This is a genomic window from Oleiphilus messinensis, from assembly GCF_002162375.1.
Classification (GTDB): Bacteria; Pseudomonadota; Gammaproteobacteria; order Pseudomonadales; family Oleiphilaceae; genus Oleiphilus; species Oleiphilus messinensis.
The window spans coordinates 2,961,667-2,985,460 of sequence record NZ_CP021425.1; the positions used below are offsets into that span (position 1 = coordinate 2,961,667).

The 23,794-nt window shown below is 45.5% G+C and carries 21 protein-coding genes; 10 read left to right on the forward strand and 11 right to left on the reverse strand.

Annotated elements, in window-relative coordinates; all coding sequences use genetic code 11:
• Positions 1–141: 141 nt before the first annotated feature.
• Entirely contained in the window at positions 142–1,119 is a 978-nt protein-coding gene (locus OLMES_RS13055; RefSeq protein ID WP_157678294.1) for a hypothetical protein, read from the forward strand.
• Between the two features lie 17 nt (positions 1,120–1,136).
• On the opposite strand, the gene OLMES_RS13060 is transcribed toward OLMES_RS13055, so the two are convergent.
• Both OLMES_RS13060 and OLMES_RS13065 read right to left on the reverse strand, forming a co-directional pair.
• On the reverse strand, positions 1,137–3,041 hold the full coding sequence (locus OLMES_RS13060; RefSeq protein WP_087461664.1) for a hypothetical protein: 1,905 nt from the start codon (positions 3,039–3,041) through the stop codon (positions 1,137–1,139).
• A gap of 85 nt (positions 3,042–3,126) precedes the next feature.
• Positions 3,127–5,016 carry a M10 family metallopeptidase gene (locus OLMES_RS13065; protein ID WP_087461665.1) on the reverse strand — a complete coding sequence of 630 codons (1,890 nt, stop codon included), beginning with the start codon at positions 5,014–5,016 and terminating at the stop codon, positions 3,127–3,129.
• A 199-nt stretch (positions 5,017–5,215) separates the two neighbouring features.
• Here OLMES_RS13065 and OLMES_RS13070 point away from each other — a divergent pair, with 199 nt between their 5' ends.
• Positions 5,216–6,223, forward strand: a complete 1,008-nt coding sequence (locus tag OLMES_RS13070) for an FAD:protein FMN transferase (protein WP_157678295.1) — start codon at positions 5,216–5,218, stop codon at positions 6,221–6,223.
• A 29-nt stretch (positions 6,224–6,252) separates the two neighbouring features.
• On the opposite strand, the gene mqo is transcribed toward OLMES_RS13070, so the two are convergent.
• Both mqo and OLMES_RS13080 read right to left on the reverse strand, forming a co-directional pair.
• Positions 6,253–7,737 carry a malate dehydrogenase (quinone) gene (gene mqo, locus OLMES_RS13075; protein WP_087461667.1) on the reverse strand — a complete coding sequence of 495 codons (1,485 nt, stop codon included), beginning with the start codon at positions 7,735–7,737 and terminating at the stop codon, positions 6,253–6,255.
• 393 nt (positions 7,738–8,130) lie between these two features.
• On the reverse strand, positions 8,131–10,182 hold the full coding sequence (locus tag OLMES_RS13080) for a dehydrogenase (protein WP_087461668.1): 2,052 nt from the start codon (positions 10,180–10,182) through the stop codon (positions 8,131–8,133).
• A 315-nt stretch (positions 10,183–10,497) separates the two neighbouring features.
• On the opposite strand from OLMES_RS13080, the gene OLMES_RS13085 reads away from it, so the two are divergent.
• A complete protein-coding gene (locus OLMES_RS13085) occupies positions 10,498–10,725 on the forward strand; it encodes a hypothetical protein (protein WP_087461669.1) in 228 nt (75 codons plus the stop codon).
• Between the two features lie 24 nt (positions 10,726–10,749).
• On the opposite strand, the gene OLMES_RS13090 is transcribed toward OLMES_RS13085, so the two are convergent.
• Positions 10,750–12,450, reverse strand: coding sequence for an alpha/beta hydrolase (locus OLMES_RS13090; RefSeq protein ID WP_087461670.1), 1,701 nt, complete (start codon positions 12,448–12,450; stop codon positions 10,750–10,752).
• Between the two features lie 192 nt (positions 12,451–12,642).
• Positions 12,643–13,494, reverse strand: coding sequence for a substrate-binding periplasmic protein (locus tag OLMES_RS13095; RefSeq protein WP_087461671.1), 852 nt, complete (start codon positions 13,492–13,494; stop codon positions 12,643–12,645).
• 347 nt (positions 13,495–13,841) lie between these two features.
• On the opposite strand from OLMES_RS13095, the gene OLMES_RS13100 reads away from it, so the two are divergent.
• Positions 13,842–14,336: a DUF2059 domain-containing protein gene (locus tag OLMES_RS13100; protein WP_087461672.1), complete on the forward strand. Its 495-nt coding sequence runs from the start codon at positions 13,842–13,844 to the stop codon at positions 14,334–14,336.
• Between the two features lie 160 nt (positions 14,337–14,496).
• On the opposite strand, the gene OLMES_RS13105 is transcribed toward OLMES_RS13100, so the two are convergent.
• The 4 genes from OLMES_RS13105 to OLMES_RS28855 all read right to left on the reverse strand — a co-directional run bounded on the left by OLMES_RS13105 (position 14,497) and on the right by OLMES_RS28855 (position 17,180).
• A complete protein-coding gene (locus OLMES_RS13105) occupies positions 14,497–14,838 on the reverse strand; it encodes a luciferase domain-containing protein (RefSeq protein WP_087461673.1) in 342 nt (113 codons plus the stop codon).
• Positions 14,835–15,239: a hypothetical protein gene (locus OLMES_RS13110; RefSeq protein ID WP_232465331.1), complete on the reverse strand. Its 405-nt coding sequence runs from the start codon at positions 15,237–15,239 to the stop codon at positions 14,835–14,837. The genes OLMES_RS13105 and OLMES_RS13110 overlap by 4 nt, the downstream gene beginning before the upstream one ends.
• 143 nt (positions 15,240–15,382) lie before the next feature.
• The gene (locus tag OLMES_RS13115; protein ID WP_087461675.1) at positions 15,383–17,038 is read right to left on the reverse strand and encodes an IS200/IS605 family accessory protein TnpB-related protein; all 1,656 of its coding nucleotides are present in this window, start codon (positions 17,036–17,038) and stop codon (positions 15,383–15,385) included.
• 13 nt (positions 17,039–17,051) lie between these two features.
• Entirely contained in the window at positions 17,052–17,180 is a 129-nt protein-coding gene (locus OLMES_RS28855; protein ID WP_269767751.1) for a MerR family transcriptional regulator, read from the reverse strand.
• 306 nt (positions 17,181–17,486) lie between these two features.
• Between OLMES_RS28855 and OLMES_RS13120 the strand changes: the two genes are divergently transcribed.
• Positions 17,487–17,834, forward strand: a complete 348-nt coding sequence (locus OLMES_RS13120; protein WP_087461676.1) for a cupin domain-containing protein — start codon at positions 17,487–17,489, stop codon at positions 17,832–17,834.
• Positions 17,835–17,896: 62 nt separating this feature from the next.
• Here OLMES_RS13120 and OLMES_RS13125 read toward each other — a convergent pair whose 3' ends face one another.
• Positions 17,897–19,570, reverse strand: a complete 1,674-nt coding sequence (locus OLMES_RS13125) for a GMC oxidoreductase (RefSeq protein ID WP_198343326.1) — start codon at positions 19,568–19,570, stop codon at positions 17,897–17,899.
• 222 nt (positions 19,571–19,792) lie between these two features.
• Between OLMES_RS13125 and OLMES_RS13130 the strand changes: the two genes are divergently transcribed.
• The 5 genes from OLMES_RS13130 (at position 19,793) to OLMES_RS13150 (ending at position 23,630) form a co-directional block, all read left to right on the forward strand.
• On the forward strand, positions 19,793–20,845 hold the full coding sequence (locus tag OLMES_RS13130) for an AraC family transcriptional regulator (RefSeq protein WP_087461678.1): 1,053 nt from the start codon (positions 19,793–19,795) through the stop codon (positions 20,843–20,845).
• Between the two features lie 8 nt (positions 20,846–20,853).
• The gene (locus OLMES_RS13135; protein ID WP_087461679.1) at positions 20,854–21,279 is read left to right on the forward strand and encodes a hypothetical protein; all 426 of its coding nucleotides are present in this window, start codon (positions 20,854–20,856) and stop codon (positions 21,277–21,279) included.
• A 38-nt stretch (positions 21,280–21,317) separates the two neighbouring features.
• Positions 21,318–21,941: a MarC family protein gene (locus OLMES_RS13140; protein WP_087461680.1), complete on the forward strand. Its 624-nt coding sequence runs from the start codon at positions 21,318–21,320 to the stop codon at positions 21,939–21,941.
• A 119-nt stretch (positions 21,942–22,060) separates the two neighbouring features.
• Positions 22,061–22,540 carry a phosphate-starvation-inducible PsiE family protein gene (locus tag OLMES_RS13145; protein ID WP_087461681.1) on the forward strand — a complete coding sequence of 160 codons (480 nt, stop codon included), beginning with the start codon at positions 22,061–22,063 and terminating at the stop codon, positions 22,538–22,540.
• Between the two features lie 277 nt (positions 22,541–22,817).
• Positions 22,818–23,630 carry a hypothetical protein gene (locus OLMES_RS13150; protein WP_087461682.1) on the forward strand — a complete coding sequence of 271 codons (813 nt, stop codon included), beginning with the start codon at positions 22,818–22,820 and terminating at the stop codon, positions 23,628–23,630.
• The last annotated feature ends 164 nt before the right edge of the window (positions 23,631–23,794 follow it).

Consider the following 23,794-nt stretch of genomic DNA (forward strand, 5'->3'; position numbering starts at 1 on the left):
AATATGCATTCATACATTTGGGTCCTATTTATTTGATGCGTTATATCAACAAAAATCGCTATCTCTCACATGAGCTATTGTTAACTGTATTAGACCGAGAATTTAGATACAGAAGTATTAAGAGAGAGGAGGTAACGGGTGGTGGGATATTCCGGAAAAGTGTTGTGTGACATTTGTGAAGCGGCAATACCCGCGCAGAAATTACTCAGAATGCCATACAGTATCGAAAACGGTGTTAGGCGGTATGAGAAACCTGTCTGCGATGCCCATGAATGCCAGAGATTGTTTGAGAGAAAGGCGAGCATTCCGGAATATCTGTTTCGGAAACAAGTTGAGTTTCATCGCTCAGTTATTCAGGGGCGTACACAAGCCTGTGAAGAATATAAAGCCAAAATAGCAGCCAAACAATCCACCCAGAACGATGAAAACAGGGAAATCGCGCTGCAGATGGTGGTTGCAGAGTCTCTAGATCCGACAGAATTTCCAGTTCTTGCGTTGCCCACTGGGCCCGATAAAGTATCAGAGTTAACCGAGAGCCGTATAGCAAAATATCGAAAACATTTGGATACAATCGTCGAAAAAGCATTCTCTGTTGATGCACAAGAACAGATTGTTACGGAAGCTGTACCACCGAGCTTCAAACGACACGCTAAAATGGAGGAGCGGAAAAAAAAGCATCAAGATATAGGTGTGCTAAATGATCAGTTTTGCACTACCTGTAAAGGGGGATGTTGTGTTAGTGGAAACGATCATGCTTATTTGTCCGAGAATACAATACTGCGCATAAGGCGCGCGAATCCTGATCTGGAAGCGACGGATATAGTTGCTCTTTATCTTGATGCACTTGATGTCAATGTGATGTCTTCATCCTGTATTAATCATACTGCGGTCGGTTGTGCCTTAAATAGAGATTTACGTTCCGATATTTGTAATCAGTTTTTTTGCGAGCATATCCATGCGTTTTCCGAACAAATGATTGAGGACAAAAGTATAGTGCGGGGCGCTATCGTTGTTAATCGTTCTCAAAACTTGTGGGATAGTGAGAATGCCGACGAGAGCGAAATCGTTGCAACACTAGTGGTAACGCCGCAACGAATAAAAGTTGTGAACTTGGATTAATTAGAAAGTGCCAGTTATTACTCCGGCACGTTCAGAGGGTGAGGGTGGCCGATTACTGGTTCTGAAATGTGTTCTGATGTAGTAGTAGAACGGGAAAATGCCTGGATTTTTTGAGCGTCTTGTTCAATGGTATCGAACCAGGCCGACCCGGCTTGTAGCTCTGTAACAGGCTCAAGAAAAGCGATTTGTATTTCGGTATCGAGATCCGGTCTAATTTTACTGAAGACTAATTGTGCTCTCGACTTCACTGCAGTATCAGAAATCCTTCCACGTTGACCCCATGCAATGTAGTAGGGTGATTCTTTATCTGCAACTGCAGTGTCCCTTTTCACGCCATGGCGTAGTTGCATCATCAATTCTTCGAAAAGCATTGCAAAATCTTCCCTTGAATTGGTGTAAGAATAATATGCATTTGCGCCATCCTGTTGATAGGCAAGGGCAACATCTTCTTTAGTAAGTGATTTCTGATAGCTGTTCGGTTCAACTGCCTGACCTTGGTCATTTCCGAAACTGACGTCCGCCAGACTTTTCATATAGCTATTGGCCAACGGAAAGGTTGAGACTAATAAATCAGATGACAACTCAATTTTATTTCTCCGGTTCTGTGCTACCGACAGAGGCGATTCGTTGAATGCAAAACTTCCAATCATGTCTGCGGGGAAATAGTCATTGGCGTGAGCCAACTCATGGTACAGCAGGCGTTGGAGTGCATAACTGATATCTTCGACTGAGTACTGATCCTGACTTGTTTCACTAATGCGCTGGCCAACCCGTTGATTGTCTTTAGTATATCGGGAGTAAATTCCGAATTGAAGGCCGCTCCCGTAGGTGGTTCGAATATCCACCTGTTGGACAATTGTTGCCCGTTGCTCTGGAGTTAGTCCGAGCAAATGAGGGTCGATATAGATTGCACCTGTCGAGGAACTGAAAAAGGACTGGTTAATATCATCGGCGATAACAATGGCCGTAACGCTCCCGAAAAGATTGGAGAAGTCTGTGTGGAAATCGATATATTCGAGGAAGTTCCGGAATTCTTCGCCCATCCATTGGTGAGATACAACGACACGATCCATTACATCTGCAATCGTGATAGTGGAGGACTGTTGGGCGAGGAGTGGCAGTGTCTGAAACGAGCAGTTTGTAGAACTGGTCAGACTGTTTGAATAGACACAATTTGCCAAGATATTTGCGTATTCACTGCTGGTGTTGAATGCGGAAGTTGTGGTAACCCGATTTTTGAACCAAGCGCTCTGACTATTGAATGCAACTGCGGGTTCTACAAGTACGGTGACAGAATCCTGTAGATCCTGATCAGTTGATGTATCGGCCGTTAATGTAAAAGTGAAAAGTGTGTCTTTCGACACTGCCGGCGTTGCAAATTTGAGCGAATCTGAGGAATACTCTACATCAACTTCAGGGCCACTGGTTTGTTCCCATTGGGGGTTAAGCAATGGTTTACCACTCATGCTTTGAGCTCTGACCGTAAGGGTTTGCCCCATCAGCACCACTTTATCTGATACCAGATCAAGCTGATCCCTTGACTCAGTTTCGGCGTTAAGCTCAATTATCTCAGTGGAACTTGACCCATCTGTAAAGGCCAGTTCGGCTGTGAAGCTATAGAAACCCGCTTCAGGCAACACAAAGCTAATCAGCTTGCGAGTTTCCGAGAGGATCGAAACAGATGAGCCTGTAGCTTGAGACCATACAATCGAATCGATGGTTTTTCGATCAGAGTATACTGCTATTGCTACTCGTTCACCCGCCTTTGGGGTTTCGGGTGCATAAACATGATAATCTGCACTGGGGGGATCTGGGGGGATAGGGCGAGGGTCTGGATCCGGGCCAGGTTCTGATGCACCACCTGATCCACCACCACAAGCGCTTAAACTCAGAGCAAATAAGACTGCAATAATGTATTTCATTAACAATCCGTAAACTTTTCCGTGTAAGTATATTCGAAATTAGCGGGTTCGCTAATGATTGATCGATTATCGTCCATAATTAATGTCAAGACAGGAAATCCCACGCACTAACGATTGGAGCGGTTGCTAAAGCAAATTCATTAGAGAATAGGATATTCTCATAAAGTTCAATTTGTGTGACTTCGTTCGAGTCGAGACTGGTTTGCCAGAGAGACTCACTCAAAATGGTTTTCTCCCAGATTATTTCTGAATTTTCGAATGGTAAATCCAGTGAGTTTTGTCGCATGAAGGCAACTAATTCAGCGTTCCCCAACAGTCCGGAATTATCCAGGTCTGCCCAATGCATAAGCTCATCAGAATATAGGAAAACATCTGACAAATCCCTTAATTCCATCTCTTTATTGTTAATTTTTTGTAACCACCAATTAAAGCCTTCCTGATCCGGCTTGCGCTGAAACGTGCCCAGGTATAGACGATAGAGTTGGGCTTCTGTCGAGGAAATGGTTCGATCTTCCAGTGCCGTGTTGGTCGGGATTATTTCTGATCCTTGTAGATCGCCGGGTGACGCAAAGAGAGAAAGGTTATTGCTTATCAGATTGTGTTCAAAGTTTTCTAATTCTATGGTGTTGTCGTTAAACTCAACGCGTTCAATACCCACCATTGAAGTTATATAACCGCTATCCAGGTCACGAATAGAAAATGTGCCATCAGTTATATCGACTTTGAAAGACTCCAGGTTTTTGGGAATAGTCAATCGATCCAGGCCTTCGTCACCATTTATGCTGTCAATTCCATGACTCCACCGAACGGTGTCATCTCCCGATCCCGCTTTAACGGTGTCGTCACCTCTCCCGGTAATAATGAGATCATTGCCTGTTCCACTGGTGATGATATTCCCGTAATTGTTTCCTTGTATTCTGTCATTACCGCTGCTGGTTATAACTTCGTTGACTCTTGTGTCTTCGTGCAGAAAAACATTTGCGTCCTGCAGCTTGTCCAAAGCATAACCCCCTCCGGTTGTTGACCAGCTCCCCGGGATAAGGCTGATATCGAGGTCGCCACTATTATTGATAATGATTGTATTCCTGCCACCGGAATCTGCGATGGTGATATAGCTATTGGTATATTGATGCTTGAAGCTGTCGGTATTGTTGGACAGAGCAAGCAAGCCGATGCCAAGGTTGTTTGGAGAGGTGAGTGAGTTATTTATAATGTAGGTATCGTTTTTGGTATCCTGAGCCTTTCCATAAAGGAATTGTAAGGCGTCAAGATCCAGTGGCATAAACGTACTGGCACTTGACCAGTGTGTCAGAGTCCCGGTATCGATAAATTCCGGCCAGGCATTGTAAGACATTGCGGTATATCGGTTGTATTCATACAACGCTGGAACGACTTCGTTAGTATAAGGGGAGTCAGGCAAGCCACCTTCGTGGCTGTGTTCCAAGCCGAGTGAATGCCCTAACTCATGAACCAGAACATAGCGAACAATATCCAGATATGGATTTGTGCTTAACCAGTCAGAGTTCATCCAGACATCACCGCTGGTGTTATACGCGGAAAGTGGATGTTTGATTAAGGCGTCATTGAATGGTTGAATCGGAGTGGGTGTATAGCTCAGACCCGCATAATTTTCAGACATGCCGGTGCTTGCAACACGAATATCACTTGATTGATCCGGGGCGACTTCCACAAAGCGGATATTGGCAAATTTTTCGATACTCAGCAGTATATCGCGAACAAGGTCTTGATAGTCTGAATGGAGCGGGTTGAAGGAATCCCGGTAAGGCTCGTTTCTTGTCGTATGGTTTTGATATCCCTGGCTGGATGTCGGACCAAAATGTTCTGCTAGTTGCGGAAAGGAATAGGTCAACGTCAACGGTGACCCGTCAGGCTGGGGAGACCACTGACTTCCGCTGATAACGCCTGTGTAGTACTGGTCTGGTAACCAACTCGCGTAACTTACTTCAGCTTTCAATATCTGCTCCGCGAACGATGTTCCTGCAACCTGAAAAATATCTGAATCCTTGCCAAAATCAAAGTGTACTATAAGGTTATTCTACACGGGATACCCCAGCTGAGGAACTTAAATTTATGTGTTACCCGGCTCAGTTTTACGATTACTTACAATTCAGGAAATTGATTGTTTGCCGCAATTTCGTTGGGTGAGGACGAGTATGACACTTAGAAACAGACTGATCACATCTACATTCGCCTTCCAATTGGTCATATTGTGCACCGTTCAAGTATGGTTCACTCGACCTGCATTGGCACAGTGGAATGAGGAAGAATGGACCTGCATGGGAACGACCTGTTCTGTGGTGCTTTGGACTAAAAACCCTGAAACAGCAGTAAGCGCTTTACGTGCAGCACAGGAAATAATGACTGAATATGATAATGAATTGAGCCCTTATAAAGACAATAGTTTATTAAGTCGTATCAATAAACGCGCACACCTTGAGCCGATAAAGCTGGATGATCGGGCACTTCGCATTTTAAAAAAAGCAAAACACTATTATGAAATCACAGGCGGGGCTTTTGATGTTACATTCGCATCCGCTGGACACTTGTATGACTATCGTAAAGCAATCGTTCCGTCGGACACGGACCTAGAAAAAGCTTTAGATAAAATTGGTAGTAAGTTGATATATTTAGATTATGAGCATAGCGAAGTTTCTGTTTTGGAATCAGGCGTAAAGCTGGATCTTGGCGGTATTGCTAAAGGTGCCGCCCTGGATGAAGTCGTCAAAGCCTGGCGTAAAATAGGTATTGAACATGGATATGTTAGTGCGGGCGGTGATACCTATTTTCTGGGTCAACATGAAGGGCGTCCCTGGTGGGTCGGTATTCAACACCCCAGAAACAAAGGGGAAAATGCGTTATCCGTACCCATCGAGAACAGTGCTGTTTCAACTTCGGGTGACTATGAGCGTTTTTTTGAAAAGTCGGGTGAGCGCCACCATCACATTATCACTCCAAAAACAGGCCGCTCAGCGAAAGGGGTAGCCAGTGTTACGGTATTGGGAAAACAAGGCATTGATACGGATGCGCTTTCAACTGCAGTATTTGTACTTGGCGTAGAAGAAGGGTTGCATCTGATCAACAGAACGGATGGTTTTGATGTAATTATTATTGATTTTGAAGGAAAGGTTTATTTCAGCAAGGGGCTCAAGGCCCCATACTGAAATGGCCAGAATCAAACAATATGCAGGTGTTACGCCTGTAGCTGGAGTGTAGTCAGCGAACGGGTTCTGACTTTTTTTAACAAGTCAGGATTATCCGTCAGGGATTGTCCGTAAGATGGAATCATCTCTTTCATTTTGTTTAACCAACTGGCGTCTGAAAGTCGAGCTCCAAAGCTGTCCTCGATGACGTTGATCATGGTCTGTACCGCGGTAGATGCGCCGGGTGACGCACCAAGCAAGGCAGAAAGTGTTCCATCTTTAGATGAAATGACTTCAGTTCCAAACTCAAGTTTACCACCTAACTCGTTACATTCTTTGATAATTTGAACTCGCTGCCCTGCAGCCGCGAGCTCCCAGTCCTTCTCGTTGGCCTCAGGGAAAAAGTTTCGAAGAGCATCAACCCTGCTTTTATGGGATTGGAAAACTTCTTTAATCAAATACCGGGTTAGATCCATATTCCCCCAGCCTGCATTCACAATAGGTTTTAGATTGCGAGATTTAACTGAAGTCGGTAGATCAAACACAGACCCTTTTTTCAGGAATTTTGTCGTGAAGCCAGCGTAAGGGCCGAATAATAAGGCAGGTTTACCGTTGATAATTCGGGTATCCAGATGCGGTACAGACATGGGGGGCGCACCCAAAGGAGCCTTTCCGTAAACTTTTGCGTGGTGTTGTTCTACGATTTCCTGCTTGGTGCAGACTAACCATTGTCCGCTGACTGGAAACCCACCGTAACCAACGCTCTCGGGAATGCCGGACTTTTGCAGCAGTGGAAGCGCCCCGCCTCCCGCACCCAGGAAAACAAATCCGGCGTTAATGGAAAAATTACGACCCGATCGCTCATTTCTGACGACCACATCCCAGTTTCCCTTCCTTTGCTGTTTTAAATCAACTACAGAGTGTTGCAACAAAAGCTCAAAGTTCTCATGGCTTTCGAGGTTTTTTACCATGCTTCGCGTGAGCGAACCAAAATCGACGTCAGATCCGTATTCAACCTTAGTGGCAGCCACTCGTTCAGTCGGATTTCGGTTTTGCATCACCAGTGGCATCCACTCTCGGAGTACTTCCGGATCTTCGCTATACTCCATATCGGCAAACGATGGCTGGGAAACCATTGCATCATATCGCTTTCGGAGAAATTCTACGTCTTTCTCTCCCCAGACAAAGCTTTTGTGGGGGGCACGGTTTATAAATTGGGATGGTTCGGGTAATACACCGTTTTCAACCAGATATGACCAGAATTGCAGGGTAACTTCAAATGATGAGTTTATCGCCAACGCTCTTGATACATCGATACTACCGTCCGGGGTCTCCGGTGTGTAGTTCAATTCACAATAAGCTGCGTGTCCTGTGCCAGCGTTGTTCCAGCCGTCAGTACTTTCGTGTGCGACATGATCAAGTCTTTCTACCATGCAAATTTTCAAGGTGGGATCGAGCTGCTTAAGCATCATTCCCAGGGTCGTGCTCATGACACCGGCCCCTACGAGCAAAACATCTGCGGTTATCGCGATCATTACTTTTCTTCGCCTTTACAAACAAGTCCAATAGTCGTTTTTCGTCTTTTAAGTCGCGCGCCATTATACGGTATTTGCGACAAAAATTTTAATAAACGAAGGTAAAAGCGTTATAAATTGAAAAAAATTAATGATCTGGATCATTGACAGTGTTTGGATATGATAAGAAACGCACCAAAATGAAATTTAAAAGTGTCAAACGAACCAATATGGGGCTTGCTAGTTAGAAATGTGTTTTATTTTATCGCGTTGGCATTTTTCAGCGTATCCCATGAATAAAGTAAGTGATTGTGGGGATGGGGGGATTCGAAGCGGCGTGATCTGGATCGATGCGAGAAGAAATTCCTCCGGCTGAGCCGGAGGAACAGGAGGCTTTTTAGTTAAACGAAAACATTAAGCCGTTTTCCAGGTTTTTCGGGCTTCCACCGCTAGCTTTCTCACACGTTCGATATCTTCATCTGTAAACACGCCATTCACGCCAGAGATAGCGGCCAGTTTCATACCGTGTTTCAAGCCGAGTTTATAAATTTCTTTCACTTTTTCCCATTCAGTATTACGACCAATGGTAAAGACTTCGAACCGTCCCTCAAGTGCGAGTACGATAGTTTCCGCCATACAGGCAAAGACAACATTCTGTGGCAGTTTGATGTCTCTCATATGTAATTTATCTTCTACCGGCAGTTCGATTTCACCGGATTCAATTACCAGTACATCAGGGCGTTTGGCCACTTCACTTGGGGGCAGGTCAAGCGGTCTGGCAACATCGGTGATTACACAGCCCGGTTTGACTTTGGTGATATCCAGAATCTTTTTCCCGGCACCGGAAGTAGAAGTGACGATCATGTCCATCTCTTCCAGGTAGGCATCCGAATCTGTGGTGACGAAAATCTTGGCATCGGGCGTGTCTTTCAGCATTGATTCTTTCAGCTGATTAAGTTTTCGCTCATTTCGTCCGGAAAGATAAACTTCCTCAAATGCCATGGCCAAAAGTCGTGCGGAAACCGATCCGATTGACCCGGTTGCACCTACAACCATTGTTTTCGCCGGGAGCTTTTTCCCTTTCACCGGTTTAACCAGATTCATTCGACGCATTGCATCTGCTGCTGCCCACAAGGCTCCAGAGGCACTGTAGCTGTTACCCGTTGTGATTGGAATGCTGGAACGTTTTGCCACGGTGACACCCGCATCACCCACAACTTTGGTGAATGCGCCCAGTCCCATTATTTGAGCCCCCATTTTTTCTGCCATTTTGGCTGCAGCAAGCAATCTTTTATAGGTAAACTCAGGGCTGTGGGCCAGCATCTCTTTCGGTGTGCCACCAACTGTAATTAACCAGCCTTCCGCTTCTGCTCCCGTTGGGGATTTAATACCCTTAACTTCTGAGTAAACGAATGGAGGGCTGTAAGCGACGGTCTTTTCCAACGCTTTCATTACCGTCGGGCCTGCCAGTTTTTTCGGGATTGGCGAAACGTTACGAATATATTCTGCAGACAGCGGGTGGATTACGAAAGCAAACCGTCGAATGTTGCGGAACTCGCCTGTTGGGTGAATCAAGCTTGGCTTGATATCCAGTTCCTTAATGATTTCCTGCATGTCCGCCATGGAAAGTTCTTCTGCTGGAATATTGGTCGCGCCAATGATCATCGCTTCCAGCACGTTCACACCAATCACCTGATCGAAGATATCAGGTGTTACATCAATGACTAAGTTAACATTCGCTTTTTTGAATTCTTCAAGGAATGAGCTCATCACGGAGGATGTAATCAGTGTTTTACCTTCCAGACTTTCTTTGTCACCGTATTTCAGAATTTCTGAACAGGTTCCCACAATCACGTGGGAGTCTTTCATGGCTGCACGGATTTGGTGTTTAACCAATTTGGGAATTTTGGGTAAGTCCGGTGTGATTGAACTTACGGGGTTCAACCGGTCAATACTGTGTTTACCCAGTGCATACATCTCCAGTGCAGTAATGGAGTTTAGCATCTTGGGTACGCCGGTTTGAATTACCGGGTCTGCAAATTTAAGGTTAGGCGTGTACTCCGACATCACCATCGCCATTTCATAGTTCTCCATCCCTGAAAGGAAGAGGACTTTGTTATTGTCGAAATAGTTACCCAATTTTTTTTGTACATGACGCACGGCAGAACACTGCAATAAACGGCGAATTCTCGCGCCTGTAGTCACCGGCACACGGGTAACGACATTGGTAAGACGTTTGGTTTCCGGGTGCTCAAAACGGTAGTCGCCCACAGCGTAGTCATCACTGACCATGCCAACACCAACGACATCGCATTTACTTTGCAGTTTTTGCAGGTGTTCCCACGCAGCGGTTTCATCGCCATCGGTTCCGATACGCTGCACGGAAAACGATTCATCCAGAAAGCGTGTTGAGAATTCATAATCCTGACTGGAAGGCCCCAAACTGATACTGATAATTTTTTTCATTGCTGTCCCTTGAAAATGATCTGTCAATTTACCTTTTAACAGTCAATTTCTACCTGTTGTTAGTGTTAACTGTTGTTCAAAAAATGCTCTGATTATTTGAAGATAGTCTAAGTTTGCATTCCATGCTTCATTATCTAAATTCTTCCGAATCATCTATGCGGGTAAAGCATATTCGAATGATTCCTAGAACTTGTTTTTAATTTCAGGACGAAGATTAATCGGCTTTGTTACCGAGTGTCTACTCTAGAATTCGAGCTAAAGCTCAAATGTGATGAATTCGGTCATCTTGAAATTGTGCCGTAACGGGATCAACTTGTGGCGGACTTTGCTATTTCGTATCGCCGTGATTCCAGTCATTCGTTGAAGTATATCGATGCAGCTCTGAATTCAGATCACTTGGTTTTTGCGTTGTTCGTGGGAGAAGACGGGACGATCATCGCGGAGCAAATAAAGCGGCCGGGGGGGAGAGTCGTCGCATCAACCCAAGATATTGGTGCTCAGGTTGATGCGGTTCGACAAAAGCTGGGGTTTTTTAAAGTATAAGCTCAAGTCCAAAAGATAGAGTCATTAATGGGCTGTTGCCAGCTGCTCGGTCGCCTTGACATAAGGTAACTCGATTGTGCCATCAATCTCGCCATAACTGAACCAGCCTTCAGGATCCAGAAAGTATTGCATCGTAAAGCCTTGAACCACAACGCCAACCACATCGCCGGGTTCAAGCTGTTTGATTATGGCTGGCAGGCTCATTTCGTACGTCGCATCACCAGGTAATGGTGTAAACTGATCATTCAGAATCTCCACGTATTGTGATCCATTGCGTCGAACCCCGACTGCTAAATACGCAGTCCCTTCCTGGTCATCTGTAGTTGTGGTGAAATTTGCTTTCAGTTTTGGTATGCCTGCTAAAAGCTTGGCTTCCGTGATCTTTTCTACAGGGATAAAGGCCGGTCTGAAGCCTCCACCAGTCGTTTCTTCCTGACTTGCGGGGCGCAGGTCATCCTCAGGCGTAACCCAGGAGGTCATAATATCGATGGGTTCCATAAATAGTTCAAACCAGCCGCTCTGCATGAGTTTGACCTCGGTTTTGCGAATGGGTTGAGGTGTGCCACCGGTTGTCAATTGAACCAGTTCCTGCCCGTCGTCGTCAGAAAGCGTTACGCAGAGTTTTGGAATATCCTGTTCCATCGGCTTCTTTTTCAATTTGAGATCCCACCAACTGACAATCATATCAATGGTTGAAAACTGCTTGTCTCCGCATTTTATATTGGGTTGGGTATTAAACAGCGGGAAGCCCGACCAGCTTTGTACCGGCCATGGCAGAATGTGACCATCCTGAAGGGCAATCAGCCGGGAATCATTACCGTTTTTAGCTGCGCACTTCCAGTTGCTCACACCGTGGTTAACCGGAAACAGAGTATCTCTGAAGCCCTGCATAAAGAGCGCATCGGCTTGAACGCTTTTCCCCTGCTGGCAGTAGTGTGAAGGACTTCGAATGGCTAAGTCTGCCTCGACTTGCGGATTCATTTCACCGCTGATCAATGACAGGTATTCGCGATTTAAGGCCATGCCAAAATCAAAAAAGCTCAATACAGTTCCAAGGCCGACGAGGGTGCCACCCCATGCGCCTTTTACATGATCGTTTGGTGCAATGGCTTCTTCAAGATCGTACCATGAGGCGACCGGTACAATCGCATCAATGCGTTCATCATTCATACTTGCCAGTATTTGTACCGCTGCGCCGTAACTTTCGCCCATTGTGCCGATTAGCATGTCGTCGTTTTCGTCACGGGTCACTCGCAGCATATTGTCCTCTGCCCAGTCAATTACGCTGCTTAAATCTTCAACCTCTTTCTCGGGGTGCATCAAGTGGATGCTGCCATCACTGTAGCCAAAGCCCCGTTGATCATAGGAAATAACCCAGTACCCTTGCTTCCAGGCTTCGATTGCCGCTTCACCGGAAATAATAAACAAGCCGTAAATGCTGCGCGGATCAAAGGTTCGGTGACCGCCAAAGCCGTGAGTCTGAATGATTAATGGTGCGGTTTCACCGGGTTCCAATTTGGGTTGGTAGATGGTGGCCGACAACTTGGTGCCATCGAAGCTTTTGATGTAAACATCAAAGTAAGTGGCTTCCGTTGGCATGGTCAATGGAATGGGGTCCACATGATCTCTGAACGGAATCATGCCGCAGCCTGAAAGCAGCAGCGTGAAAGATGCGAGCGTGAGTAAGGACCAATTTGTCCATTTTGACTTTGTTGTTGTGTGCATTTGTACCTCTGAAACCCTTGATAATAGGCAGATTGCCGGGATTGAAGCACATGTGTACCAAATGTAATTGACTAGTCTGTCGTTATAAGTGCGTCAGAAGTGCCATAGTAATCACGTAGCGTTAGGCATTATGTCTAACTCAGTGATACGGGAGCGGTTGATTGAAAATCAGGAGTTTTTCAATAATTTGACTTACTTCACAGGGCCCTGGGCATACGGTGTTTCGAAGTAACGCTCGAATATACGAGCAAAGGAGCCATCTGACTGCATGCCATCCAGCGTTTTTTGCCAGGCACGAATATCAATATCTACAGAGCTTTTGTTAGCTGCAATCCATAACGGCAGAGTTTGCAGGGGAGGGCCGAATATCAGTTTCCCTGGGTGGTCTCCTTTGCGCCATCCAACTGCGGCCTCGGGAATCGCCGTATAGAGTGCTAAAACACGGTTATCCGAAAGCGCACCATACAGGCTTTTGCCGTTAAAGGTGATGTAAGGAATATTCTCCTCACGCAGCTTTACTTCTTGAGGGGTTCCGATGATTACGCCAATTCCACGTATATTGCGCGCTTCTTCAAAACTGTCGACAGTGCGCCCGGTTCGCGCTTTGGTGACAAAGGTAACCGGAACGTCCAGAATTTTGCAAATCCACAAGTACTTGTCTTCCCGCTCTTTACTCCGTGTGAGTGGAAAGATCACCGCATTAGGCGTGGTCATCGTAAGTAATTGGGCCCGGTTCCAGGGGAGAAACTGTCTGCTGGCAGATTTCTTCATCCGTTTCAGCATTTCGTTCACGACACTCAGCATGAACCCGGGGGAACTGGATTGTAAAGAGGTATAAACCGGCTCATCTTCAAGGAAAAACATAAAATCAGAAGCGCGCTCGGCCCCTGCCTCGGGAGGCACTTCCCCATGGGCTGCAAAAACGCTACCTGCACATAGACCCAGTGACACCAGAACCGCTGCAAACCGCTTTAAAACAGGTTTAAACGCGAGTGAATGCCGGGGAGTCCCTACCCGGAGATAAATCAATGAGAACCTGATCATCAGTCGAAAGTCTTCCTAATTGAATACCAGCCAGCATAGCATATAACTTTAGAATCAAATTTGTTTAAACGCTACTGTAAAGGCCGGTTGTATTTTATGTGGCGTGGGCAGGTGGTCTGATTAGGTTCTACTAAATGCGTATGTGGACTGGTCAACTTAACAGAACAAAAAGTGTCCTAGCCGCTAGTTTACAGCATAATAAGTGATCTGTATTTGATTTCGGAGGGACTGCCGTTGTGCGTGTGTGCTGACCGGGACTATCATACCCAGCAGAATCATGACTGAATCGCTCACGAAACGTCTAGGCTAATTGGCCATCATGCGAAATACAAAGTAAGGATAACTTAATGAAGAAATTGGTAGTTGTAGTAATTGGGGTTTTCTTGTCGTTCAGTGCGTATTCGCAAGATAGCAAACGGGAAAGCGTAGAAGAACTCCTTCGCGTTACAAATATGGAATCCATGATTGATGGTATGTATGGTCAGATGAACCAAGTTTTCCAAGGTATGGGCGCGCAATTGGGTGTCAAGCCCGACGAGCAGCCCATATTTGATGCTTACATGAAAAAGGTATTTTCTGCTATGACAGAAACAATGAATTGGGAAAAACTGAAAGAACCCATGATTGATATCTATTTAAAGCATTACACTGAAAAAGAAGTTCAAGATATGCTGACGTTTTACCATTCTGAAACGGGTCGTTCCATGGTTGAAAAAATGCCGGTGGTTATGGCTGACTCTATGAAAATCTCACAAGGAATGATGACGTCATTCTTGCCCAAAGTTCAGAGCATGGCGCATGAGCTAAGAACCGAATTGGAAAATCATAGAAACAAGAAGTAACGCGAAAAGAAGAGCTCGAGCCGGAATTTATTCACCCGTTCTTAACTGCACAAGATTCGTCACAGAGCCGTACCTTCTCGGGATGGTATCAAATATGTGCTGAGAACGGATGTGATGTATTCTGCCAAATAGACGAGTTGTATTTGTGCTTGCAGCGTTTTCATATTGCTGTCACGCCCAGTTTTACTAATCTGACGACTTCATTCATCTCTGCATCTGTATTGAATCTGAGTTCGATCCAAGGAGAATTAGGCGATCTTTTGGGGTGCACAAACGAATCCGGCGGGTGAATCAGATTCTCCTGCTGGATGAGCTTTTTAGTTAGTCTCAAATCAAGTTCGTTATCATTATGGAAATGCGCAAATTCTTTGTCGTGATAGTGAAGGGCAGAGCCACCTGCAACGGGGGAGGCCATATTGCGAAGCCCTGGTATTTTTTCGACTTCTGCAATCAATTTTTCCTTTAGTGAAGGCATCGCTCTAACTTCTCTTTTAAGACTCATTTTACTTTAAGCGCCATTCTCCGATCCAGATTTCGCTGTGTGCCGGAATGGTTTCTGGTTTGTCGCACCCATGCAATGTCTTGTGTTGAATCCAAAGTCATCTGCCGGTCTCTTGAATTGTCAGACTTAAAACCACCTTTGGTTTTAAAACCTGCATTATTTCGAGGCGAATTGTACATATGATACACAGTAACAGACGCTGTTTTACCGGCAAGATAGGCTTGAGCGAGACAATCCGCTCCCCGCGCATCGCCCACTACAAAACGAGCGTTCTCCGATAAAGCAGATTCGATTTGAGGAACATAGTATTCTTTAAACTCTTCATCCGATAAATCGAGGTGGCCGCTGATGAAGTAGGTTTCAATAGGCATTTTTTTCTTACGCATCGATCCATAAAACATGAAAAAAGTTGCTCGTCTTGATTTAGGGTCAACAGACCCAGTGTCAATTCAGTCCCACTTATGATTCTACAAGATACGGGTAGTGCCGAATACCGTTTTCATAAACCTGCTTAAACCTACTCAAGGTTTAAACGAGCCTATCCCTACAGCGCAGGGTGCGCGGAAAGCAGGGTTACGCTTTCCTGAATCAAGTCGGGACTCATGCCCGGTCTACCATCAAGGCGAGCCTCGACGGAGTAACTAACCCAATTCACACGACGAAAGTGACGCCAGCCACTCAGAAAATCTAATGATTTTTCGAGTGGTTGGTACCAACGCTGAAGTTTGTTGTAATACTGATAATCCCCGAGCGCCATCCTTACAGGCGGATGCTCGGTCTTAACGGTACCCTTCGCGTTAATACCAATGAGTTGTTTTGGCGGCTTGTCTTTAAAGCCATAATGCCGACGACCAATCACTAACGCGGCCGCATGGTGATCTGAGAAACCGTGTCGATCGCGATATTTCATCCGCCCCAATAATGAGGTATAAGCAGGATTGACGCGATAAAGGCGTATGCCGCGTTTAATGCTTTGCGTTTCAATCAAGTCCTTGATCTTACCGTAAGCAAAGGCATTCAACATACGGGCATACTGAGGATGATCCTGCTTTTGGTATTGCCGTTTCTTCTGCTGAAAATCCAGCTTTTCAATCACCACCGCTTTACTTTGCTGTGCGGCAAAGTCCATCAGGTCTCGTACGGCATCCCCAATAATGGCTGCCCGTTGAGCATCATTCTTATAGTGTAACGGTAAGTCAAACGTTCGGTGTTGCAGTGGGTTACCGTTTCGATCCAGCTCGACGACCGCTAAGTGGTCCGGGTTGACATCTACACCGATGACACCTTGGTCATCATCGATCCACTCTGCTTGCTCTGTTGGGCCTGCCACTTCCACGCTAACGAGTAACCGCCAACCTTTTTCGTCTCGCTTAAATCGAAAACTCAGGGATTGCCCTTTGATTGATTTATCGTGTTTTTTAACCTGATTCTGCCAAACGGCTTGGGCAATCGCCGCCTTTCCATGCTTGAATTGCAGGCGATCAATGTTAATGGTCGTGCCGAACGTGGCGCGTAATTGGTGGGGCACCAGGAGTTTTAGCTGGTAAGCATCTTCTTGCTCACTGGGCGATAGCTGGGCATTTTGACAGCCCCAGGATTCATCATGAGAACCCACCATTAGAAATTCGCGGTGTCGTGCTTCGTGCCAGCGTTGTTTCCAGCCTTCAATGGCCGAACCCGTTTCTAACGCTTGACGCTCTTTCAGCAGCTTTCGACCACCAAAACAAATCGGTGTTTTGTTTTCCTGTTTTTCGGCCACCAAGGCGGACTGCTTTTGCTGCCAACGACGCAGTTTAACTTCCTTCTGTCGTAACCTGTTGCGAAGTTGTTTCGCCTGTTGCGGGCAGCCTTTCTCTGCAACATGATCACAGCGTTTATTTAGCTTGTTGAGCGTCTTCTCCAGCTGTTTGATTTTAACGTCCAGCGTCACCAGTCGGTTGTTTCGATTGGTTTGGTAAGACTGGATTAAGCCTTTAATGCTTTGCTGGACGCCTTGAAACACCCGATAGCTGAACGGCATCCCCATTTCATGCATAAACTGGGTACGATTCAATTGCTGGGCTTTAGGCTTTTGTAAGTTAGCAAACCAACGAAACTTCACTTGATTCCACAGCTCGGCATATTGACACAATGCCGCATCCTGCTCATAAATCAAATCAAGTCGGGTTTCAAACGTGAGTGTTTTCGTTGGCGTATCCACTAGGCGATGGCTCTTAACGACTATGGTCACCCGGCGTACGGAAATCTGAGAAAAATCGTGATTCTTTTTCCCAGCGACGAAGGGTGGAAACGGCCACACCCAGCAGAAAAGCGGCAGCGCCTATCGATAGAAATTCAGCCATAATCATCACCTCCATCCATGAGAAAACAATGCTGTACAAACCACTGTTTATGAGTAGGTTTAGTCAAGTATTTCGTTAACTGTTAAAGCCCTGATAGAATTCGAGCAACAAAAGAGTTTTCAAGTTTGTGCCCTGAGACTGCTACGTTGATGTGTGTAAGCATTTATAAGTCTGTGAAGAGCCAGAAATGAACATGTTTTAAAGTCGCTACTGATCAGCCCCATTGTTTATCTGACTGAATTGACATGGATTGTTCATGGAAAAGGAGTAGAAATAGTCAAAGAGATTCTACAAAGGAGAAGGTAAATGAATGTGTTTAATATCATAGAGGAGTTGTCCAAACACCCAAAGGGCACCTTCCTTAATCTGCATAAATTCAACGACCACCATATTGGCGTTTGTGATATCTCTGGTGAATCACCTGTTTGGGAGATGCATCCTGATACAGATGAGTTCTTCTATATCCTCGAAGGACAGTTCGAAATAGTCCTGCTTGACGGTTCTGAAACGCCCAAATTCTCCGTGAGTGCGGGATCATCCTTCGTAGTGCCCAAAGGGATCTGGCATAAACCAGCAGCGCCAGATGGATGTAAATTTATTCATTTCACCCCTGGGGAATCACTTCACTCGCAACTTGCTGATCCGCGTACATAAAATGCGAGGTACGCGGATATTAATGCATTACGCTGGATGATTCGGTATTGCTCCGCTGTACCTTACTTCTCCATTACTTCCTGTTGCGGTTGGCTTGCAATCTCTTCTTGAGAGATAGCGTCAACTCCGGATTTATCTGGAATATAAGACATTGCCCGTTCCGCCAGTGCGGTAATGGTGAGGCTGGGGTTTACGCCCAGATTAGCGGAAAGCATGGAGCCGTCAACGACATACATGTTTTGGTAATTAAACACGCGATTTTGCGCATCGATTACCCCTTTGTCAGGTGATTCCGCCATGGCACAGCCGCCCATGCAATGGGCTGTCATGGGAACATTAAAGAGTATTTCACTGAGTGAGCTGAGTCCAACTCCTCCCGTTGCCGCAGCGGCTTTCTGGGTGAATTCGTTAGCCTCAGGGATAAACGTGGGTATCGGATTCCCCTGTGTGGTCAGTTTTTTCTTGAAAGGCCAATACCAGGCACGCTTCCAACGCATGTTGATATGGCCATCGAGGGTCTGCATTACCAGAAAAATAATGGTCTCGGAGGCAAACCGGTATGGTATGGAGCTTCGGATACCGGCAATTGGTCGTTTAATCAATATTTTGATCATGGCCAGTAGCCAATACAATACGCGCGTCGGGCCGGGTTTGCCACCCGTCAGTATCGTAAGCAAACTACTTAATAAATTAGACCCTTCCGGATATCTCACTGCTTCGATGTGTGTGTACTGGTCAATATGGATGCCGGATCCGATTGATACACCCTTTGACATATCCTCTTTGGTTCCAGGATAGCGTACACCAAGAATGGACTCCGAATTGGTACGCACCCGGTTGCCAAGATCATCGGAGATGTTCGGGAGTGAGCCGACATCTTTGAGGTGAAAGAGTAATTCTTGTGTGCCAAGGGATGATGCTGCAAACACAACATTTTGTGCGGTGATCCGGGTCTGGATTTTGTTGAAGCGTTCAAACGTAGGCACGGTGAGTACTTCATACCCCTCTGCACCATCCGCCTTGCCATTTAGAGGCTTTACATCCACGACACGGGTTTCCGGTTGCACCGTTGCACCTCTTTTCTCTGCCAGATACAAGTAATTTTTATCCAGAGTATTTTTGGCGTTGTGTTGGCACCCAACCATACAGCCGCCGCAGCCAATACAGGAATTTCGGTCTGGCCCTTCGCCTTCAAAAAACGGGTCGGGATAACGTTTACCGGGCTCATCGTTATCGTCACCAAAAAAGACGCCGACGTCCGTCAGGTAAAAACTGTCCTCCACACCGGCTGAAGCGGCCATTTCCTTCAACTTGTAATCTGCTGGGCCGGGCCTGCGGTTTTCGGTCACGCCCAACATGTACTTGGCTTTTTCATAGTGTTCGGGCATCACTGATTCCCAATCATCCAGCCCCGCCCAGTTACCTTCCTTCCACACCGAATTTGGTGGTACTAAAAGGGTTTGCGCATAGGTGATCGAGCCTCCACCGACAGCATTGCCATGGAGAATCATCACATGCTTGAACAGGCGTAAGCTCAAAAAGCCTTTGAGACCCAGCGCGGGCCGCCATAAATAGTCCCAGAACTTCCAGTTGGTTTTTGGCAGATTATCCGGTGTCCAGCGCCGACCTTGCTCCACTACCAGTACGCGATAACCCTTCTGGCTTAACCGGTAGGCAGAAACGCTGCCACCAAACCCGGAGCCAATTACAATGTAGTCGTAATCATGTGTTTGCATGTCTATTTTCCTTGTTATGATGCATAAACTCTAAAAAAAGCGGTACTTAGCCGGTATGCGAAGCTGCCTGCTTCTGCCCAGTGCAGGCGGCGTTTTAAAATGCGTTAATAGTAGGTTGATTCAGTTCTTGCTACACTGTGTGTCGGGGACAAAAAATCAATAAAAAAGGACAGATCTTCATTGTCTATATCGTTTTGATCGAACTGTATAACCGGGATAGATATGTTTAGTTGGGACTTTACGCGAAGTGTAACCGGAATGCGCCTGCTGGCTGATTTTGCTGGTGAGCATGACTTGCCATTGTCTGATGTGTTAGCGGGAACCCGGGTCACTCAAGCTCAGCTATCAGACCCCGCCGCAATTGTAACTGCAAGCCAAGAACTGCGTATGACGCAAAATCTTGTGGAAAAACTGGGACATATCCCTGCATTGGGGATTCATGTAGGCAAGCGGTACCACTTCACGGCCTACGGGCCCCTTGGCTTTGCCATTGTCAGCAGTCGAACGGGGCGGGATGCCATGAATGTGGCAATGCGTTACTTCCACTTGACGTTCGCGTATACCCGTTTTGTAGTAGAGGATACCGAAGAGCACATTCGCACAACCATTCACGATGATGAAGTTCCTCAATCTGTACGCAGATTTATCATCGAGCGAGACAGTGCCGCGTTAATCACGGCCTTGCGGGATATTTTTGGTCTTGAATCTATGCTCGAATTATTAAGCTTCAACTATGAGCCTCCGGACTGCGGATCCTGTTATGAAGACTTCTTTGGTTTGAAACCAACGTACAACGCAAACCAGAATGTTGCACTGCTCAATAAAGAACGAATGGAGCAACGACTCCCCCAAGCAAACGATCTCGCGCTGGAGGTTGCAGAGAAGCAATGTGAAGTCATTCTGAATCAGAGGGTTGCCCGCAGTGGCCTGGCTGTACAAATCCGTAGCCATTTGGCACTCCGGGCAGCTGATATGCCGGCAATGGATGCGGTCGCATCACGTTTTTGCATGACCACCAGAACATTACGCCGTCGTCTAGAAACCGAACACACCTCCTTTGCACAGCTCCGCAATGAAGTCCGGCGCATGCTCGCAGATGAATACTTACTTAATCTTGATCTGCCTGTAGAGCAAGTTGCCAATAAACTGGGTTACGCTGAATCAACCAGTTTCATCAATGCCTTCAAAAACTGGTACGGGGTAACACCTCATGCTTATCGTTTGCGAAAGGCTTGTAATCGCCCGGCAAACATTGACTTAAAAAACGAGGGATAAGATTTCCAATGGGGTACGTCGTTTCGGATACAACCTTTGAAAATTGTATGCGGTTGCAAAAAGAATGGGTTGATCGAATGATTCGAAAGGGTGACAGTTCAAGAGTAATTTTAGGACCTTTATCCTGCATGCCAATTCGCTTTGAAACCCCTTATGGCTCCATAGGTACAGGTTCACCGTGGGCAGTAGATCATGAGCGAAATTATTATTTGATTGAAACGAATTCGATAGCTTTTGAAATTCGTTCATTTGTTTTTAATATGGATGGAAACATATACCATTTAGTTACGTTGCCTTTTAAACCATATTGTCTGCAACAACTCTCTAATATTAAAGATCTTTCACTACGAGAAAAAATTGAGACTGAAGTCATTACTGCTCTTCGTTTATGTGTAGACTTCGATCACGACATGTACTTTAAGGACGCGTTGTAAGGAAAAAGTAGAGCACCTACCTTACCGGGATTTGAATAATGACAATCGATTTTATCGCTGTATTCATCACATTTTTTGCTGTAATCGACCCTATTGGGACTGTTCCTGTTTTTATTGCTGTTACTGAGAAGTATGATTTAAAAACAAAAAGGCGCATTGCCTTTTTTGCGACCGTTGTATCAGCCTTTGTATTGCTTTTCTTTGTCGTTGTCGGTGAGCTTATCCTGAAGGCGTTGTCTATACCGCTTCCTGCGTTTCAAATATCCGGGGGCATCGTGTTGTTCCTGTTTGCGATGAATATGATATTCGGTGAGAGCAAACCTGAAGAGGAGCTAAAACTGCTGAAAACTTCCCATAGAGAAACGGCCGTTTTCCCTCTGGCTGTACCCTCAATAGCCAGTCCGGGAGCAATGTTGGCGGCGGTTTTGTTAACGGAGAATTCGATTTTTAGTATTTGGGAGCAGGTTCAAACAGCTTTGGTTATGTTGTTAGTGTTGGTGCTTGCCTGCGTATTTATGCTTTTATCCGGTTTTATCGCCAAATTGGTGGGAACGAGTGGTGCAAGCGTGATCAGTCGAGTGATGGGATTGATCCTATCGTCAATTGCGACGGCCAACATCCTGAATGGCATAAGTGAGTACTATAAACAGTTTCCGCTCTAGAAAACCCGATTAGAGTAGTAGCTGCAGGTTATAGCGTTAAAAACTCGACTACCGTAGAAATTCCCAGTGTGAACCGCTAACATCTACGATAGGTTTTAATAGCTGTGTGGAATACATGGATGAACAAAGAAACTCATAATGAATTGCCGCTGGATGATCCTGATCCGATCATTCGTGCCAGCCATCACGCGATACGGTTTGCCGTTAAATTGCTTGCTATTTTGATGGTGATTGTTATTTTTTTTGGAATTGCCGATGTTGTTTATGTATTGTTCCAGAGACTTACTTCGGATCCGATGTACCTGCTCAATATCAGTGATATTTTCGAAACATTTGCGGCTTTCCTCGCTGTTCTGGTGGCAATTGAGATATTCGTGAATATACGTATCTATCTCAGAAGTCACGAGCTTCCAGTAAAACTCGTCATCGCAACTGCTTTAATGGCTGTGGCACGGAAGATCATTGTACTCGACTTCGAGAAAATTGAAGCGCTGGAAGTTTTCTCTCTGGGGGCTGTGGTACTGGCGCTGGGCTTGACCTACGGTTTTATGGTGCGTGCTGAGCACCAAAAGAGCCGGGATAATGCATCGACTACTTGATGCTCTGATTCGTTTCTGAACGGAGGTTTTGGGCGAATTTCCAACAGGATCAACCGATGCTCGCCCCATCGCCTGCGATGCTTGTAGCTATTACCACTATACTAATTAACACCACAGAAAAAAACTGCGACGTACGCCTCGGTAATTCTAATAATAAGGTGTGGCATCGAGTGAAATCTGGGCTTTCCATGATTTGGGCATGTCTTCTGTTCCGTTAAAGTCATTCCTGTTAATTCCCATGCCCGGATTAGTAAGGCAATTTTAAACGGAGTTGATGATGAATTGGCCTATTGATAATGCAGAGTGGCTTAAAAACAGAAAACAGGCTTGGTTGGAGTTAAAAGCAAATAGTATTGATGTTCTTACTTGGTTCCGTAGCAAAGACTTAAAACAGGTGAGGCACTATTTTTTAACTGGTGAAGAAGATCAGGACAATCCGCTGCCAGACTACTCCCATGGTAAACGTTTGGCCAAATACCCCGTGCCGCTTTTTATTAAGATATGGTTTTATCCGGAGCCTTCTCTTGAATATTTTAGATCATTACTCAGCCATGCTGGTATCAGAGATATAAGAGATTGTTATCACTCAATTGGTTTGTCTAATTTTCCTCAGTACAACACAGATTATGGAATGATGGGAGGACGTGAAGAGGTTGTTTTTTATGCATTATATGGAAACACTTTCGAAGAATATAGATCACTACCTTTTGCATTGCCAGAAACGGAACTAGGGTTCGCTAATCAGTTTGGAGGTTATCAAGCAGTAATATTTTGGCTGTTGCAAGGCTACCCAGTTTTTAGTTCTGTCCAGTATAGTATTAATCATTGGTATCAATCGTTGCCTCTCCGTGACGATTTGTATCAAGAAAAAGATGATTTGATCTATTTAATGTATCTCATTGATAATTTTGATGATCCACATGGTTTGCCACGTGAGAGTAGTAGATATTTCAGAGTCGCAGAGAAGTATCTAGATATATTTGAAAATAAGCCGCTACCTGCTTGGGTAAAGGATTTGTGGGATGGGGTGAAGAAAAAGGAAGTGACGGTGCCAGAGAAATATCAGCATTATGAAAGGTCAAAGTTTTAGATAATCAAGTATCGATGAGCAGAAAAGTAATTGCGAGTAAGCAGTAGACACCCCACTCATATTTCGAAAACAACGAATTACGCAACAAAGCTTGTCGATACGCGATCATTTAACAATCTCTACCCTTGATCAAGCCTTCACCGTACCAATCAAACAATAACTTG